The 16,036-nt window shown below is 53.6% G+C and carries 15 protein-coding genes and 2 tRNA genes; 10 read left to right on the forward strand and 7 right to left on the reverse strand.

Features of this window, described 5'->3' with window-relative positions:
* The first annotated feature begins 139 nt into the window (after positions 1–139).
* The 3 genes from HFD92_RS01260 to HFD92_RS01270 all read left to right on the forward strand — a co-directional run bounded on the left by HFD92_RS01260 (position 140) and on the right by HFD92_RS01270 (position 3,101).
* On the forward strand, positions 140–691 hold the full coding sequence (locus HFD92_RS01260) for an NAD(P)H nitroreductase (protein WP_009089893.1): 552 nt from the start codon (positions 140–142) through the stop codon (positions 689–691).
* Positions 692–879: 188 nt separating this feature from the next.
* A complete protein-coding gene (locus tag HFD92_RS01265) occupies positions 880–2,796 on the forward strand; it encodes a DNA topoisomerase III (RefSeq protein WP_009089894.1) in 1,917 nt (638 codons plus the stop codon).
* Positions 2,793–3,101 (forward strand): YnjH family protein, encoded by a 309-nt coding sequence (locus HFD92_RS01270; protein WP_009089895.1) that lies wholly within the window; start codon positions 2,793–2,795, stop codon positions 3,099–3,101. Before HFD92_RS01265 ends, HFD92_RS01270 begins: the two co-directional genes overlap by 4 nt.
* A 33-nt stretch (positions 3,102–3,134) precedes the next feature.
* On the opposite strand, the gene xthA is transcribed toward HFD92_RS01270, so the two are convergent.
* Positions 3,135–3,941, reverse strand: coding sequence for an exodeoxyribonuclease III (gene xthA, locus HFD92_RS01275; protein ID WP_167428141.1), 807 nt, complete (start codon positions 3,939–3,941; stop codon positions 3,135–3,137).
* 32 nt (positions 3,942–3,973) lie between these two features.
* On the opposite strand from xthA, the gene HFD92_RS01280 reads away from it, so the two are divergent.
* Complete coding sequence (locus HFD92_RS01280) at positions 3,974–4,168, forward strand: hypothetical protein (RefSeq protein ID WP_167428142.1); 195 nt, start codon at positions 3,974–3,976, stop codon at positions 4,166–4,168.
* Here HFD92_RS01280 and HFD92_RS01285 read toward each other — a convergent pair.
* The 4 genes from HFD92_RS01285 to HFD92_RS01300 all read right to left on the reverse strand — a co-directional run bounded on the left by HFD92_RS01285 (position 4,130) and on the right by HFD92_RS01300 (position 5,841).
* Positions 4,130–4,214, reverse strand: a tRNA-Tyr gene (locus tag HFD92_RS01285). The genes HFD92_RS01280 and HFD92_RS01285 overlap by 39 nt on opposite strands.
* Before the next feature lie 37 nt (positions 4,215–4,251).
* Positions 4,252–4,336, reverse strand: a tRNA-Tyr gene (locus HFD92_RS01290).
* 144 nt (positions 4,337–4,480) lie between these two features.
* On the reverse strand, positions 4,481–5,329 hold the full coding sequence (gene purU / locus HFD92_RS01295) for a formyltetrahydrofolate deformylase (RefSeq protein WP_009089897.1): 849 nt from the start codon (positions 5,327–5,329) through the stop codon (positions 4,481–4,483).
* A gap of 56 nt (positions 5,330–5,385) precedes the next feature.
* Complete coding sequence (locus HFD92_RS01300) at positions 5,386–5,841, reverse strand: YchJ family protein (RefSeq protein WP_072052716.1); 456 nt, start codon at positions 5,839–5,841, stop codon at positions 5,386–5,388.
* A 96-nt stretch (positions 5,842–5,937) separates the two neighbouring features.
* Between HFD92_RS01300 and rssA the strand changes: the two genes are divergently transcribed.
* The 5 genes from rssA (at position 5,938) to HFD92_RS01325 (ending at position 11,445) form a co-directional block, all read left to right on the forward strand.
* Positions 5,938–6,843, forward strand: a complete 906-nt coding sequence (gene rssA, locus HFD92_RS01305; RefSeq protein WP_009089899.1) for a patatin-like phospholipase RssA — start codon at positions 5,938–5,940, stop codon at positions 6,841–6,843.
* 98 nt (positions 6,844–6,941) lie between these two features.
* A complete protein-coding gene (gene rssB, locus HFD92_RS01310; protein WP_009089900.1) occupies positions 6,942–7,958 on the forward strand; it encodes a two-component system response regulator RssB in 1,017 nt (338 codons plus the stop codon).
* Between the two features lie 193 nt (positions 7,959–8,151).
* A complete protein-coding gene (gene galU, locus HFD92_RS01315) occupies positions 8,152–9,060 on the forward strand; it encodes a UTP--glucose-1-phosphate uridylyltransferase GalU (RefSeq protein WP_009089901.1) in 909 nt (302 codons plus the stop codon).
* A gap of 22 nt (positions 9,061–9,082) precedes the next feature.
* Entirely contained in the window at positions 9,083–10,423 is a 1,341-nt protein-coding gene (locus HFD92_RS01320) for a UDP-glucose/GDP-mannose dehydrogenase family protein (protein WP_046101926.1), read from the forward strand.
* A gap of 14 nt (positions 10,424–10,437) precedes the next feature.
* Positions 10,438–11,445: an NAD-dependent epimerase gene (locus HFD92_RS01325; protein WP_154928226.1), complete on the forward strand. Its 1,008-nt coding sequence runs from the start codon at positions 10,438–10,440 to the stop codon at positions 11,443–11,445.
* Positions 11,446–11,520: 75 nt separating this feature from the next.
* On the opposite strand, the gene hns is transcribed toward HFD92_RS01325, so the two are convergent.
* Positions 11,521–11,928 (reverse strand): histone-like nucleoid-structuring protein H-NS, encoded by a 408-nt coding sequence (gene hns / locus HFD92_RS01330; protein WP_009089904.1) that lies wholly within the window; start codon positions 11,926–11,928, stop codon positions 11,521–11,523.
* 409 nt (positions 11,929–12,337) lie between these two features.
* On the opposite strand from hns, the gene tdk reads away from it, so the two are divergent.
* Complete coding sequence (gene tdk / locus HFD92_RS01335) at positions 12,338–12,958, forward strand: thymidine kinase (protein ID WP_009089905.1); 621 nt, start codon at positions 12,338–12,340, stop codon at positions 12,956–12,958.
* Between the two features lie 66 nt (positions 12,959–13,024).
* Here the strand turns inward: tdk and adhE are convergent, their stop codons facing one another.
* On the reverse strand, positions 13,025–15,712 hold the full coding sequence (gene adhE, locus HFD92_RS01340) for a bifunctional acetaldehyde-CoA/alcohol dehydrogenase (RefSeq protein ID WP_009089906.1): 2,688 nt from the start codon (positions 15,710–15,712) through the stop codon (positions 13,025–13,027).
* Between the last annotated feature and the right edge of the window lie 324 nt (positions 15,713–16,036).

Raw genomic sequence — 16,036 nt, forward strand, 5'->3', positions numbered from 1 at the left:
GCCGCGCGGCCCCGGCTTCCCCGACGAGCTCATCCTAAAGAGCGTCGTGTTAAAAGTCAGCAGGAAATCACCGCGCACTGTTACAAAAAATCTGGCTGTGCCAGGATGAAGGCAACAATACAGAGATCGGGAGAGAAACATGGACGCCCTTGAATTACTGGTAAATCGTCGTTCGGCCTCACGCCTGAGTGAACCTGCCCCGGCGGGTGAGATCCTTGAAAATATCCTGCGAGCGGGCATGCGCGCCCCGGATCATGGCACCCTGCAACCCTGGCGCTTCGTCATTGTGGAAAAGGAGGGGCGCGATCGGATGAGCCAGCTGCTGGAGCGGGCGGCACGGGAAAAACAGCTGGATGAAAAGGCGATTAACAAAGCAAGTCAGTCGCCGTTTCGCGCTCCGATGATCATCACGGTGGTGGCCCACTGCGAGGAGCATCATAAAGTGCCGCGCTGGGAGCAGATTGCCTCAGCCAGCTGTGCAGTCATGGCAATGCAGATGGCCGCCGTCGCGCAGGGTTACAACGGCATCTGGCGCAGCGGTCCCTGGACCGATGACGAGCAGGTGCGGCAGGCATTTGGCTGCCGGGAGCAGGATGCCATTGTCGGCTTCCTCTATCTGGGCACGCCACAACTGAAATCAAGCACTACGGTTCTCCCGCCTGACACCACGCCTTTCGTGCGTTATTTCTGATCCTCTTTATCCGCTGGCAGCAGGGCCTTCTCAGCCCTGCTTTTTGCACGGTTCCTGTGCGAACGATCGCTAACACTGCGCGTCATGCTTACGCCAGCAGGCCTGCCAGGCTAACATAGCCCTGAATTTACACCGACAGCCGAGCCGGTTACTCTCCGTTTCCCTGATGTTAAGGACTAGCTGATTCAATGCGTTTGTTTATTGCGGAAAAACCGAGCCTGGGACGTGCGATTGCCGATGTACTGCCGAAACCGCATCGACGGGGTGATGGATTTATTGCCTGCGGCAACGATCAGATTGTCACCTGGTGCGTAGGGCACCTGCTGGAGCAGGCGCAGCCCGACACTTATGACAGCCGCTATGCACGCTGGTCGCTGGCGGATCTGCCGATTATTCCCGAAAAATGGCAGCTGCAACCGCGCCCGTCGGTCGCGAAACAGCTGAAGGTGGTCGAGGGACTGCTGGCACAGGCGACAGAAGTGGTGCATGCCGGTGACCCGGATCGCGAAGGTCAGCTGCTGGTCGATGAAGTGCTCGACTACCTGAAGCTGCCCGCGGAAAAGCGCAGCAAAGTGCAGCGCTGCCTGATCAACGATCTCAATCCGCAGGCGGTGGATCGGGCGGTCAACCGTCTGCGTGAGAATCGCGAATTTATTCCGCTGTGTGTTTCGGCGCTGGCTCGCGCCCGGGCAGACTGGCTCTATGGCATTAACATGACCCGCGCCTGGACACTGCTGGGGCGAAATGCAGGCTATGATGGCGTGCTGTCGGTTGGCCGGGTGCAGACCCCGGTGCTCGGGCTGGTGGTGCGGCGTGATGAAGAGATTGAAAACTTCCTGCCGAAAGAGTATTTCGAAGTTAAAGCCCATATCGTCACGCCTGATGGCACCCGGTTTGTGGCCAGCTGGATCCCCAGCGAAGCCTGTGAGCCGTGGCAGGATGAAGAGGGCCGTCTGCTCAGACGCGCCCTGGCAGATCATGTGGTGGCCCGGATTACCGGTCAGCCAGCGACGGTCACGGCCTACAGCGATAAACGGGAAAACGAGGGGGCACCACTGCCATTCTCCCTCTCCAGCCTGCAGATTGAGGCGGCAAAACGTTACGGGCTGAGTGCGCAGACGGTACTGGATACCTGTCAGCGGCTGTATGAAACCCACAAGCTGATTACCTATCCCCGTTCGGACAGCCGCTATCTGCCCGAAGAGCATTTTGCCGGGCGTCATGCAGTACTTAAGGCGATTCAGGCGCATCAGTCACAGCTGACCCCGCCCGCTGATTTCGATGCGGATCGGCGCAACCGCTGCTGGGATGATAAAAAGGTGGATGCCCACCACGCCATTATTCCGACGGCCCGCGCCGGCGCGGTAAAGCTAACAGAAAACGAGCAGCATATTTATGAGCTGGTGGCGCGCCAGTATCTGATGCAGTTCTGCCCGGATGCGGTGTTCCGTAAGTGCGTCATCGACCTCGAAATTGCCGGGGGAAAATTTGTTGCGAAAGCGCGTTTCCTGGCGGAGGCGGGCTGGCGTGCACTGCTGGGCAGCAAAGAGCGTGACGAGGAGAATGACGGCATGCCGCTGCCGGTGGTGGCGAAAGGGGATACGCTGTTGTGCGAGCGCGGCGAGGTGCTGGCGAAGCAAACTCAGCCGCCGCGTCCGTTCACCGATGCCACGCTTCTCTCTGCGATGACCGGTATTGCCCGGTTCGTTCAGGATAAAGAATTAAAGAAAGTGCTGCGTGCGACCGATGGTTTAGGAACGGAAGCGACGCGGGCTGGCATTATTGAACTGCTGTTTCGTCGTGGTTTCCTGGTGAAGAAAGGGCGATATATCAACGCGACCGAGGCCGGACGCGCCCTGATTCACTCGTTGCCCGATCTGGCTGCCCGCCCGGATATGACGGCGCAGTGGGAGTCGACACTGACCCGTATCAGTGAAAAGGCCTGTCGTTATGAGGAATTTATGCAACCCCTGGTCCAGACCTTAACCGGTCTGATCCACCAGGCGCGACAGCAGCCTGCGGCGCATGCCTTTCGGGGATTACCCTCCACCGGACAGAAGCGTCCGGTGCGCAAAACCAGACGTAAAGTGAAGGAGACGGAATGAGGCGTTACTCAGTATTGATGGTGCTGGCCCTGTCGCTGGCAACCAGCGCAGTTCAGGCCAACGGTCGCTATCAGTCGATGCCACCCGGTAATAACGGTGTGAACACCGATGTGGTAGTGGATATGCCGCCGGAAGCCTGGACGCAGGCAGAGCGACGTCAGCCAGACTGCCTGCGCTGCTGTATTTTTGAAAACCGTAACTACAGTGAAGGCGCGGTGGTGAAGTCGGAAGGGGTGCTGCTGCAGTGCGCCCGGGATGAGCACTCCATCGGCACCAACAACCTGATCTGGAAGATCGTGAAATAAGTGTCGCGTGGCGCTCTGCCACGCGACCATCAGTTAAAAGCGAAACAGCGACCAGATGGGAGCGTGATCAGAGGGCTTCTCCATGCCACGGATCTCATAATCAATGCCGGTTTCAACGCAGTGTGCTGCCAGATTTTTGCTTGCCAGCACCAGATCGATGCGCAGGCCGCGATTATCATCGAAACCTTTTGAACGGTAATCAAACCAGGAGAAGCGATCGGCGACTTCCGGGTTATGTTCACGCCAGGTATCAACCAGGCCCCAGCCCAGCAGCCGATCCATCCACTCGCGCTCTTCCGGCAGGAAGGAGCATTTACCGGTTCGCAGCCAGCGCTTGCGGCTATCCTCGCCAATTCCAATATCCCGATCGGTGCTGCTGATATTCATGTCACCCATGATCAGAACCGGTTTATCGGCAGGCAGATCTTCGGTCAGCAGACGCTGCAGGTCGCGATAGAACTTCTCTTTTGCCGGAAACTTGGTGGGATGGTCGCGGCTTTCACCCTGCGGGAAATAGCCGTTAATGACCGTGATGTCGCCGACCGGGCTGGGAATTTCCGCCATGATCAACCGGCGCTGTGCCTCTTCATCCTCTCCCGGAAAGCCCCGGCTCACTGAAACCGGCTGCATTCTGGTGAGCAGTGCCACGCCGTAGTGGCCTTTCTGACCGTGATAGAAAACGTGATAACCCAGCTTTGAGACCTCTTCCAGCGGGAACATTTCGTCATGGACTTTGGTTTCCTGTAAGCCAATGACATCGGGCTGATGCTGTTCAACCAGCGCCTGAAGCTGATGAGGTCGGGCGCGCAACCCATTGATGTTGAATGAAACAAATTTCATGAGGTCAACCATGGTTCAGAAAATGAGAGGCGGTGATGGTAGCGATTTTTACTGAAAAAGTCATGGCAGAAGAGGGGGCAGAACGTTTGAAAAACGTGGAGGTGCTCTGTCAGCAGGGGGTTCTCATCCCTCTCCCCGCAGAACAGGAAGCTGATGTATCGATTAGGGGAAATGTGCTGAATGCAGGATGGTGGTGGGAGAAGGATTCGAACCTTCGAAGTCTGTGACGGCAGATTTACAGTCTGCTCCCTTTGGCCGCTCGGGAATCCCACCGGGGATAATGCTGGCTTGAGGCGTATTCAGATTCAGATGGTGGTGGGAGAAGGATTCGAACCTTCGAAGTCTGTGACGGCAGATTTACAGTCTGCTCCCTTTGGCCGCTCGGGAATCCCACCATGGCCTGAATCTTTCACTCTCAAAGCGGGGCGCATCATACCAAATGCGATAAGGGTGTAAAGCGCCCACTGGCAAAACAGGAACTGTTTGCCCACTTTTTACGCGTAGCGCTGAATCCGCAGTCAATTCAGCGCGCTGGCTGATTAAAGAATAATCGTACGGTTGCCGTAAACGAAGACGCGCTGCCCCAGCACTTTATAGAGGGCGTTGCTCAGTACGTTTTTTTCGACGTCACGACCCGCACGCATCATCTCGTCAGCGGTATAGCTGTGATCGACATTAATCACATCCTGCATGATGATCGGGCCTTCATCGAGATTGTCATTCACGTAGTGCGCGGTGGCACCAATGATCTTCACGCCACGCTCGTAGGCCTGATGATAAGGCCGGGCACCGATAAAGGCAGGCAGGAAAGAGTGGTGAATGTTAATAATCTGGTTCGGGAAGCGCTGCACAAAGGCAGGGGTCAGAACGCGCATATATTTCGCCAGCACCACATAATCGGGCTGATAGCGGTCAATCTCTTCCACCATGCGGTTATCATGCTCTTCCCGCGTCAGTCCCTCGTGACTCACCAGAACGAAGGGAATATCAAACCGCTCAACCAGCGAACGCAGCGTGTCATGGTTACCAATGACCGCGGCAATCTCCATATCCAGACCGCCAAACGCGCTCTTCATTAACAGGTCACCCAGGCAGTGCGCCTCTTTGGTGACCAGAATCACCACGCGACGGCGACCGGCGCTGTGCAGTTCACGCACTGACCCCTGGGGCAGGGCGCTGTCGAGATCGGCCAGCAGGGTGTTGTCGTTGAAGATGCCTTCCAGCTCGGTACGCATGAAAAAACGCCCGGTGCGATGATCAACAAACTCATTGTTCTGCACGATATTGAGTTCGTGCTTGTAACAAATATTGGTGATTTTGGCGATCAGACCTTTTGCATCGGGACAAATGGTTCGTAAAACTTTTCTTTGCATGGTTTGCGCTTGCATCTCAATCAGAGTCCTGTCAAAGCATTAGGGGTTAAACTGCGGGCTCAGCCTTCAGCTCAACCACAACATTTTTTGTATTTCTTATCACTGCCGCACGGGCAACGATCGTTGCGCCCAACGGGCGGCACGGAACCGTCAACATAGTACCAGCGTTGATCCTCGCGAAGAAAGCGGGAACACTCATGAATGGCATGAATGTTCGTTTTCTCGCGGTATCGCGCAAAAAAAGTCACGAACGCTTCATTATCATGGCTTCCATGATTACAACGGGTTACATTCAGGCTAAGCCAATCGGTACCGGAAAAACTTTCAGATAAAAGCCCTGACATCTCCGGATGACGTTTGTCAGGATGCCAGGTCGCGACCAGATATTCGGCATTGTGCTTAACATAGGCACAGTAGCGGGAGCGCATAAGTTGTTCAGCCGTAACAGGAATCTGGTTACCCTGCAGAAAGGGCTCGCAACATACGCTATACTGCTGTCCGCTACAACATGGGCAGGTTTCTGACACATTAGCTCCCGAAAATGATGAGTCGGTTTCATAAGCGCGCTATGTTAGCTGACCCCACGCTGTGACGCTACGTATTGACGGCAGGACCAGATACAAATGAGAAAGGTAAAAATAGGATTGGCGCTGGGGGCCGGCGCGGCGAAAGGATGGGCGCACATTGGCGTGATCAACGCACTGGAGCGTGCGGGTATCGGGATCGACGTCGTGGCGGGTTGCTCTGTCGGCGCGCTAGTCGGGTCAGCCTATGTGAATAACCGGCTGCCGCTGATGGAAAAGTGGGTCAGTGCGTTTCGCTACTGGGATGTGATCCGGCTGATGGATGTCTCCTGGCAACGGGGCGGACTGCTGCGCGGTGAGCGGGTCTTTAACCATGTGCGTCAGCTGATCCCCAATGATGCGATAGAGCAGTGCAGTAAACCTTTCGGCGTGGTGGCCACCAATCTCAGCACGGGGCGGGAGCTCTGGCTGACGGAGGGCGATCTGCATCAGGCGGTTCGCGCTTCCTGTAGTATGCCAGGTTTATTACCGCCGGTGGGCTACAATGGGTATTGGCTGGTGGATGGTGCCGTCGTCAATCCGGTGCCGATCTCACTGACCCGCGCGCTGGGTGCAGACATTGTGATTGCGGTTGACCTGCAGCATGACGCGCATTTAATGCAGCAGGATCTGTTTTCCGTTACGCCTAAAAATAGTGAAGAAGAAGCCGCTGCAGCGGCATTGAGTTGGGGTGGAAAGCTGCGTCAGCGACTGGTGAGTTTCACCCAGCGCCGTGCGTCTCAGTCACCGGGTGCGATGGAGATTATGTCAACCTCTATCCAGGTGCTGGAAAATCGCCTGAAGCGCAACCGTATGGCAGGCGATCCACCCGATGTTTTAATACAGCCGGTCTGTCCGCAGATTTCAACGCTGGACTTTCATCGGGCTGAAGAGGCCATTGAGGCAGGCAGGGCCGCCGTGGAAAAGAAAATGGATGAACTGTTACCACTGGTCCGTGGCAGATAATCAGGTTGTTCATTCAAAACGGTGACTTTACGCAATTCTGAAGGCGCAACTGCGTTTTATGAACCACTATTGAATTATCTGGCAGGCAGGGGGAAAGAATGGAAAAACCACTACTCGGCAAAAAGATACTCATTGTCGAAGATGAGGCTGTTTTCCGTTCGTTGCTGGACCAATTTTTGTTATCGATGGGTGCTGTAACGTTAAAAGCGGAAGATGGACTGGAAGCAATTGCACAACTACAACAGCATACTGTCGACCTGATCATCAGCGATCTCGAAATGCCCCGTATGAGCGGTATTCAGTTCGTTGAGCACATTCGTACCCGCGGTAACGTTGTGCCGATTTTGATTATCTCAGCGACAGAAAATATGTCTGACATCGCACATGTGCTGCGCCTTGGCGTGCAGGATGTGCTGCTTAAACCACTGAAAAATCTGGAACGCTTCCGCGAAGCGGTCTATGAATGTCTCTATCCCTCCATGTTCACCTCAAAGGTGGAAGAGGATGAGCAGCTGTTCCAGGACTGGGACGCCCTGGTCCGCGACCCGAAAGCGGCCGCCAAACTGCTCAAACAACTCCAGCCGCCGGTGCAACAGACCGTCGCCAACTGCCGGGTTAACTATCGTCAGCTGACGATGGCCGAACAGCCGGGCCTGGTGCTCGACATTGCGGCGCTCTCTGAAAAGGACCTGGCCTTCTACTGTCTGGACGTCACCCGTGCGGGTGATAATGGCGTGCTGGCCGCTCTGCTGCTGCGTGCGCTGTTTAACGGCCTGCTTCAGGAGCAGCTCTCCGGGCAAAAACAGCGTCTGCCGGAACTTAACGGGCTGCTCAGACAGGTCAATCTGCTGCTGCGCCAGGCGAACCTCAGCGGCCAGTTCCCTCTGCTGGTGGGCTACTATCATCGTGGTCTGAAAAATCTGATCCTGGTCTCGGCCGGATTAAATGCCACGCTTCACGTTGATACCCATCAGATTCAGCTCAGTAATGGTGTTCCCCTTGGCACTATGGGTAGCACCCACCTCAATCAAATCAGTCAGCGCGCAGACAACTGGCAGTGCCACGTCTGGGGCGCGGGTGGTCGCATTCGGCTGATGCTGTCAGCAGAAGAATAAACGGCAAAAATGGAAAGATTCTGGCGCTGAGGACAGGGCCAGAACTTAGCTTTACAGTTGGGTAATAGTCTTAATTTCGACGGATTGATGCCTTCCAGGATAAATCCGTTCGATACTAACTGATATACTCATTTTCGATTTTAAACCGACATATCAAGTATTAACTTGAACGGCCTATGAGAGAGGTAACTTAATGTCTGCCAATAATACCAAAGTAAAAAAAGCGGTAATCCCGGTCGCGGGTTTGGGTACGCGTATGCTCCCGGCCACCAAAGCGATTCCAAAAGAGATGTTACCGCTGGTTGATAAGCCGTTAATCCAGTATGTCGTTAACGAGTGTATCGCTGCAGGCATCAACGAGATTGTGCTGGTTACGCATTCATCTAAAAATGCCATCGAAAACCATTTTGATACCAGCTTCGAACTGGAATCTATGCTGGAAAAACGTGTTAAGCGTCAGCTGCTGGATGAAATCCAGTCAATCTGCCCGCCACACGTGACCATCATGCAGGTTCGTCAGGGTATCGCGAAAGGCCTGGGCCACGCAGTGATGTGTGCACACCCACTGATCGGTAACGAGCCGTTTGCCGTTATCCTGCCAGACGTCATCATCGACGAATATGAATCTAACCCAACCAAAGATAACCTGGCCGAGATGCTGACCCGTTATGAAGAGTCAGGCCGCAGCCAGATTATGGTTGAGCCGGTTGCCGATGTAACCGCTTACGGTGTTGTCGATTGCCAGGGCGCAGAACTGAACCCAGGCGACAGCGCACCGATGGTGGGTGTGGTTGAGAAACCAAAAGCGACCGAAGCGCCATCTAACCTGGCGGTCGTAGGTCGTTATGTTCTGTCTGCAGACATCTGGCCTCTGCTGGCGAAGACGCCTCCGGGTGCGGGCGGCGAAGTTCAGCTGACCGACTCTATCGCCATGCTGATGGAAAAAGAGACCGTTGAAGCTTATCACCTGAAAGGCGTAAGCCATGACTGTGGTAACAAACTGGGCTACATGCAGGCTTTCGTTGAGTACGGTGTTCGTCATCCGGTATTGGGCAAAGATTTCTCTGAATGGCTCGATAGCGCAGTTGGCAACAAAAAGTAATTTATAAACACAGGATAACTCGATGAAAGTCACTGTATTTGGTATCGGCTATGTCGGTCTGGTTCAGGCTGCGGTGTTAGCCGAAGTCGGACATGACGTTCTCTGCATTGATGTCGACGCAAACAAAGTCGAAAATCTGAAAAAAGGCATCATTCCTATTTTCGAACCAGGTTTAACCCCGCTGGTAATGTCCAATTACGAAGCGGGTCGTCTGAAGTTCAGCACTGATGCTGCACAGGGCGTAAACCATGGTGTTATGCAGTTTATTGCAGTAGGTACACCACCGGATGAAGACGGCTCTGCCGATCTGAAATATGTGACCGCCGTAGCGCGCACCATTGCGCAGCATATGAACGATCACAAAGTGGTTATCGACAAATCAACCGTACCGGTTGGCACAGCAGACAAAGTTCGTGCGGTGATGGCGGAAACGCTGAAATCGCGTGACGCCAACATCACCTTTGATGTGGTGTCGAACCCGGAATTCCTGAAAGAAGGTGCGGCAGTGAATGACTGCATGCGTCCTGAGCGCATCGTTGTCGGTACCGACAACGATGACGTGGTCGAGCTGTTACGCGAGCTTTATGAGCCGTTTAACCGCAACCACGATCGCATGATCATGATGGATATCCGCAGCGCAGAGCTGACCAAGTATGCAGCAAACTGCATGCTGGCGACCAAAATCAGCTTTATGAATGAGATGTCCAACCTGGCTGAGCGTTTAGGCGCGGATATTGAAAAAGTACGCCAGGGCATCGGTTCCGATCCCCGTATCGGCTACCACTTCATCTATCCTGGCTGTGGCTACGGTGGCTCCTGCTTCCCGAAAGATGTGCAGGCGTTAATCCGTACAGCGGAGTCTATTGGCTATCAGCCACGTCTGTTGCAGGCTGTGGAAGATGTCAATGACAACCAGAAAAACAAGCTGCCAACCTTCATCAAACGCCATTTTGGCGACGATCTGAAGGGTAAGACGTTTGCTCTCTGGGGCCTGTCATTTAAGCCGAACACTGACGACATGCGTGAAGCCTCCAGCCGTGTGCTGATGGAAACGCTGTGGGAAGCAGGCGCGTCTGTTCAGGCGTTTGACCCGGAAGCGATGGATGAAGCGCAGCGTATCTATGGTCACCGCAGCGATCTTAAGCTGATGGGAACCAAAGAAGCGGCACTGCAGGGCGCAGACGGTCTGGTCATCTGTACGGAGTGGCAGAACTTCCGTGCGCCAGACTTCGACGTTATCAAAAATGCGCTGAAAGAAGCCGTGATTTTTGATGGTCGTAACCTGTATGATCCAGAGCGTATCAGCAAACGCGGTTTCGTTTATTATGCAATCGGCCGCGGAGCGTCTATTCAAACTGCATAATTAACGAGGGATTTATGAACTTTCTGGTCACCGGCGCCGCAGGCTTTATTGGTTTTCATGTCAGTCAGCGTCTGCTGGCCGCCGGTCACCAGGTTGTCGGTATCGACAACCTGAATGATTATTACGACGTAAATCTCAAGCGTGCCCGTCTCGATTTAATTAATGCTGAACCTGGCTTTACTTTTATCGAGCGGGATCTGGCCGACCGTGACGCGATAGCGTCACTGTTCGGGCAGTATAATTTTCAGCGCGTTATTCATCTTGGCGCGCAGGCTGGCGTCCGCTACTCCATCGAAAATCCCCATGCTTATGCAGATTCCAATCTGACAGGTCACCTCAATATTCTTGAAGGCTGCCGTCATCATAAAATTGAACATCTGCTCTACGCGTCGTCGAGTTCCGTTTATGGCCTGAATCGTAAAATGCCGTTCTCAACGGACGACAGTGTGGATCATCCTGTCTCTTTATATGCAGCGACGAAGAAAGCGAACGAGTTAATGTCTCATACTTACTCGCACCTTTATCAGCTGCCGACCACTGGATTACGCTTCTTCACCGTCTATGGCCCGTGGGGCCGTCCGGATATGGCACTCTTTAAATTCACCCGCGCAATGATTGCCGGTGAGGCGATTGATGTCTATAACCAGGGGCAGATGAAGCGCGACTTTACCTATATTGATGACATTGCGGAAGCGATTGTGCGTCTGCAGGATGTGATTCCGCAGCAGGACGATCACTGGACGGTTGAATCGGGATCGCCAGCAACCAGTTCAGCACCGTATCGTGTTTATAATATCGGTAACAGTCAGCCGGTAACGCTGATGAGCTATATTGAGGCGATTGAAAAAGCACTGGGGATGGCCGCGAAGAAAAATCTGATGCCGATGCAGCCCGGTGATGTGCTGGAAACCAGTGCCGACACCGAAGCTCTGTTTAAGGCGATTGGTTTTAAACCCCAGACCAGTGTGGAGGAGGGCGTAAAGCGCTTCGTTGACTGGTATCGTGATTTCTATCGCGTCTGAATAAAAAAGGAAGCGTACGCTTCCTTTTTTTTATTCCACCTCAGGCTGCCCGTCGGGCAGCAAAATAACGCGCCGTTACAGTAAAAAATCGTCCAGCTTTTTACCCTCTTCTTCCAGCGCTTTTTTAATTATGGCTGGCGTGCGGCCCTGACCGGTCCAGGTCTTTGACTCACCTTTTTCATCGGTATAACCATATTTAGCCGGACGCACCGAACGTTTGCTTTTTGCTGTCGCGCGTGTTTCAGTCAGCATGCTGACCAGCTCAGAAGGGTCAATACCATCAGCCAGCAGCATTTCACGATACTGATTCAGCTTGCGCGCGCGCTCTTCATTTTCAGCCTGGAAATGCGACTCTTCTTCGCGACGTTCTTTTACCACTACGTCCAGTTTTTCCAGCATCTCTTCCAGTGTTTCAATGGAATACTCTCTGGCCTGGGCGCGCAGCGTACGAATATTATTAAGAACTTTTAGTGCTTCGCTCATTGTCCTGGTCTCTGAATAAGGGAGAAGTTGTGTTGCCCGCTAATAGTAGTGGTGACATTAAATAACTTCAATCACAAACGTATTTCTTCAGCGAATAAAATGAAAATTAAAAAATAATGTTGATCATAAAAAATCAAAGCGATGCCCGGAAGAAATAATCTCCCTCATGCCGTTATGAAATAAATTTAATGTATTTAAGTTGCTGCAAATAATGTCATCTCTTTTATTGCGGTTGAAATAAGAAAAACCTATTTCACTCTGCGACAGAGCCCATCGGCACTGGAAACGGTTCCTGATGAAAATTCCGGCTATCTGTCAGGCATTCTCCCTCTCTCAGCAGCAATGCATGGGCTGTGCTTTGTGATAATATGCGCACCATTCTGTTCAGTCCTGATGAAGATACGCTCCTATGGCCCAACTCTATTTCTATTACTCTGCGATGAACGCAGGGAAATCGACCGCACTGTTACAATCCTCCTATAACTATCAGGAGCGGGGCATGCGCTCGCTGGTCTACACTGCCGAAATCGACAACCGTTTTGGGGCTGGTCAGGTAAGCTCACGTATCGGACTCTCGTCACCAGCCTTGCTCTATAATGCCGATACCGCGCTGTTCAGCGACATTGCGGCGGAACATGCCGCACAGCCTATTCACTGCGTGCTGGTCGATGAGAGCCAGTTTCTCACCCGTGAGCAGGTCAAAGCGCTCTCTGATGTGGTCGACGATCTTGATATTCCGGTGCTCTGTTATGGCCTGCGTACCGATTTTCGCGGCGAACTCTTTGTTGGCAGTCAGTATCTGCTGGCGTGGGCCGATAAGCTGGTCGAACTCAAAACCATCTGTCACTGTGGCCGCAAGGCCAGCATGGTGCTGCGACTGGACAGCGAAGGGAAGCCTTTCAGTGAAGGTGAGCAGGTAGTCATCGGGGGGAATGAACGCTACATCTCGGTCTGCCGTAAGCACTATAAACAGGCCATAGAGCAGGGCTCGCTGCAGGCGATTCACGGCGCACATACGCCGGTCATCTGACATGCTTTTAGCCAGTAAAAAACCCGCCGCGGCGGGTTTTTTTATCAGGTTATCAGAACGGTACTATCAGACTTTCTTCGCTTTCTTCTCCGCTTTAACTTCTTTTACCGGCTGTTCAGCGACCGCTTCGGCAACGCTTGAGAAAGGTTCGACAAACTCACGGCCGTAGTAGGTGTCGAGCATAATCTGTTTCAGCTCGGCAATCAGCGGATAGCGTGGGTTTGCGCCGGTACACTGATCATCAAACGCATCATCGGCCAGCTTGTCGACTTTGGCCAGGAAGTCCGCTTCCTGTACGCCGGCTTCACGGATAGAGGTCGGAATGCCGAGCTCAGTTTTAATCTCATCCAGCCAGGCCAGCAGCTTCTCAATTTTCTGCGCGGTGCGGTCGCCAGGGGCGCTCAGGCCCAGGTGGTCAGCAACCTCCGCGTAGCGACGGCGCGCCTGTGGGCGGTCATACTGGCTGAACGCGGTCTGCTTGGTCGGGTTGTCATTTGCGTTGTAGCGGATGACGTTCGAGATTAACAAGGCGTTAGCCAGACCATGCGGAATATGGAACTCTGAACCCAGCTTATGCGCCATGGAGTGACAGACCCCAAGGAAGGCGTTGGCAAAGGCGATACCGGCGATAGTGGCCGCATTGTGAACACGTTCGCGCGCCACCGGATTTCTGGCACCTTCCGCGTAGCTGGCGGGCAGGTTCTCTTTCAGCAGTTTCAGTGCCTGCAGTGCCTGGCCGTCTGAGTATTCATTCGCCAGCACAGACACATAGGCTTCCAGCGCATGGGTAACCGCATCCAGGCCGCCGAAGGCACAGAGTGAGCGGGGCATTTCCATCACCAGGTTGGCATCGACAATCGCCATATCCGGGGTCAGCGCATAGTCAGCGAGAGGATATTTCTGGCCTGTCGCATCATCGGTGACGACGGCAAACGGTGTCACTTCTGAACCGGTGCCGGATGTGGTGGTGATGGCCACCATGCGCGCCTTGACGCCCATTTTCGGGAACTTGTAGATACGTTTACGGATATCCATGAAGCGCAGCGCCAGCTCTTCAAAGTGGGTTTCCGGATGTTCATACATGACCCACATGATTTTCGCTGCGTCCATCGGAGAGCCGCCACCCAGCGCGATGATAACGTCCGGTTTAAAGCTGTTCATCTGCTCGGCACCTTTACGCACAATGCTCAGCGTCGGATCGGCTTCCACTTCAAAGAAGACTTCCGTTTCAATACCGTGTGATTTCAGGACGCGGGTGACCTGATCGGCATAACCGTTATTAAACAGGAAGCGGTCAGTCACGATAAAGGCCCGTTTCGCGCCGTCCGTTGCCACCTCTTCCAGCGCAATAGGCAGGGAACCGCGACGGAAGTAGATAGATTTAGGAAGTTTATGCCACAACATATTCTCAGCTCGCTTGGCGACAGTTTTGGTGTTGATAAGGTGTTTCGGACCGACGTTCTCTGAAATCGAGTTGCCGCCCCATGAACCACAACCCAGCGTCAGAGAGGGGGCCAGTTTGAAGTTGTAGAGGTCCCCGATACCGCCCTGAGAAGCGGGCGTATTGATCAGAATACGTGCGGTTTTCATCCTGTCGCCAAAGTAGTGAACACGCTCGGTCTGGTTATCCTGGTCGGTATAGAGGCACGAGGTGTGGCCGATACCGCCCATGGCGACCAGTTTTTCTGCTTTATCTACCGCGTCGTTGAAATCTTTCGCCCGGTACATTGCCAGGGTTGGCGAAAGTTTTTCATGGGCAAAGGGTTCAGATTCGTCCACCAGCTTCACTTCGCCAATCAGGATTTTGGTGCTGGGTGGCACGCTGATGCCTGCCATCTCCGCAATTTTGAACGCGGGCTGGCCGACGATGGCGGCGTTCAGACCGCCGTTTTTCAGAATGATATTCTGCACTGCGCTCAGCTCCGCGCCCTGCAGCAGGTAACCGCCGTGGCTGGCAAAACGCTCACGCACTGCGTCGTAGACCGCATCAACCACGATGACCGACTGTTCCGAGGCGCAGATCACCCCGTTATCGAAGGTTTTGGACATCAGAATCGAGGCGACGGCCCGTTTCAGGTCGGCGGTTTCATCAATCACCACTGGCGTATTACCGGCACCTACGCCGATGGCGGGTTTACCGGAGCTGTAGGCCGCTTTCACCATACCCGGACCGCCAGTGGCGAGGATCAGGTTAATGTCAGGGTGGTGCATCAGCTGGTTTGACAGCTCAACGGAGGGGGCATCGATCCAGCCGATAATATCTTTTGGCGCACCGGCTGCAATGGCAGCCTGCAGCACGATGTCCGCCGCTTTGTTGGTGGCATCTTTGGCACGGGGGTGTGGCGAGAAGATAATACCGTTGCGGGTTTTCAGGCTGATTAACGCTTTAAAGATGGCGGTAGAGGTGGGGTTAGTGGTCGGCACAATGCCGCAAATCAGACCAATAGGTTCGGCGATAGTGATGGTGCCGAAGGTGTCATCGGTGGCTAACACACCGCAGGTCTTTTCATCTTTATAGGCGTTGTAGATATATTCTGACGCAAAATGGTTTTTAATGACTTTGTCTTCGACAATGCCCATGCCGGATTCGGCAACGGCCATTCTGGCGAGAGGAATACGAGCGTCTGCGGCGGCGAGGGCGGCGGCACGGAAAATGGCGTCGACCTGCTGTTGAGAAAAATTGGCATATTCACGCTGGGCTTTTTTTACACGTTCAACCAGTGCATTGAGTTCAGCGACATTCGTAACGGCCATGGTGTTCTCCTGAGGAAGTTAAACTTTTTTAGTAAACAATCCTGCGCCCTGAGTATAGTCACGCCGTCATAACGCGTCCTATCGGCCCGAAATGCATGGATTTTCAACTGTTTACTAAAAGAGTCTTGTCAGGCAGTCCGCCAGATTTTCATTGAAACTGCTAATACTTCCGTTACGAAAAGATTACCTGGTTTGGGGTAGGGTAATTTTGATGCAAATCAATTTAACCCCATGCTGACACCTTTCAGCCGGGCTTTTTGCGCCACCTTGTTTCGAATCTGTTTGCACCATGTAAGCCGGCTTGCCATAGCGACAAAATCCAGT

Origin of the sequence: Pantoea sp. EKM101V, assembly GCF_011800325.1 — a bacterium.
GTDB classification, from domain to species: Bacteria; Pseudomonadota; Gammaproteobacteria; order Enterobacterales; family Enterobacteriaceae; genus Pantoea; species Pantoea anthophila.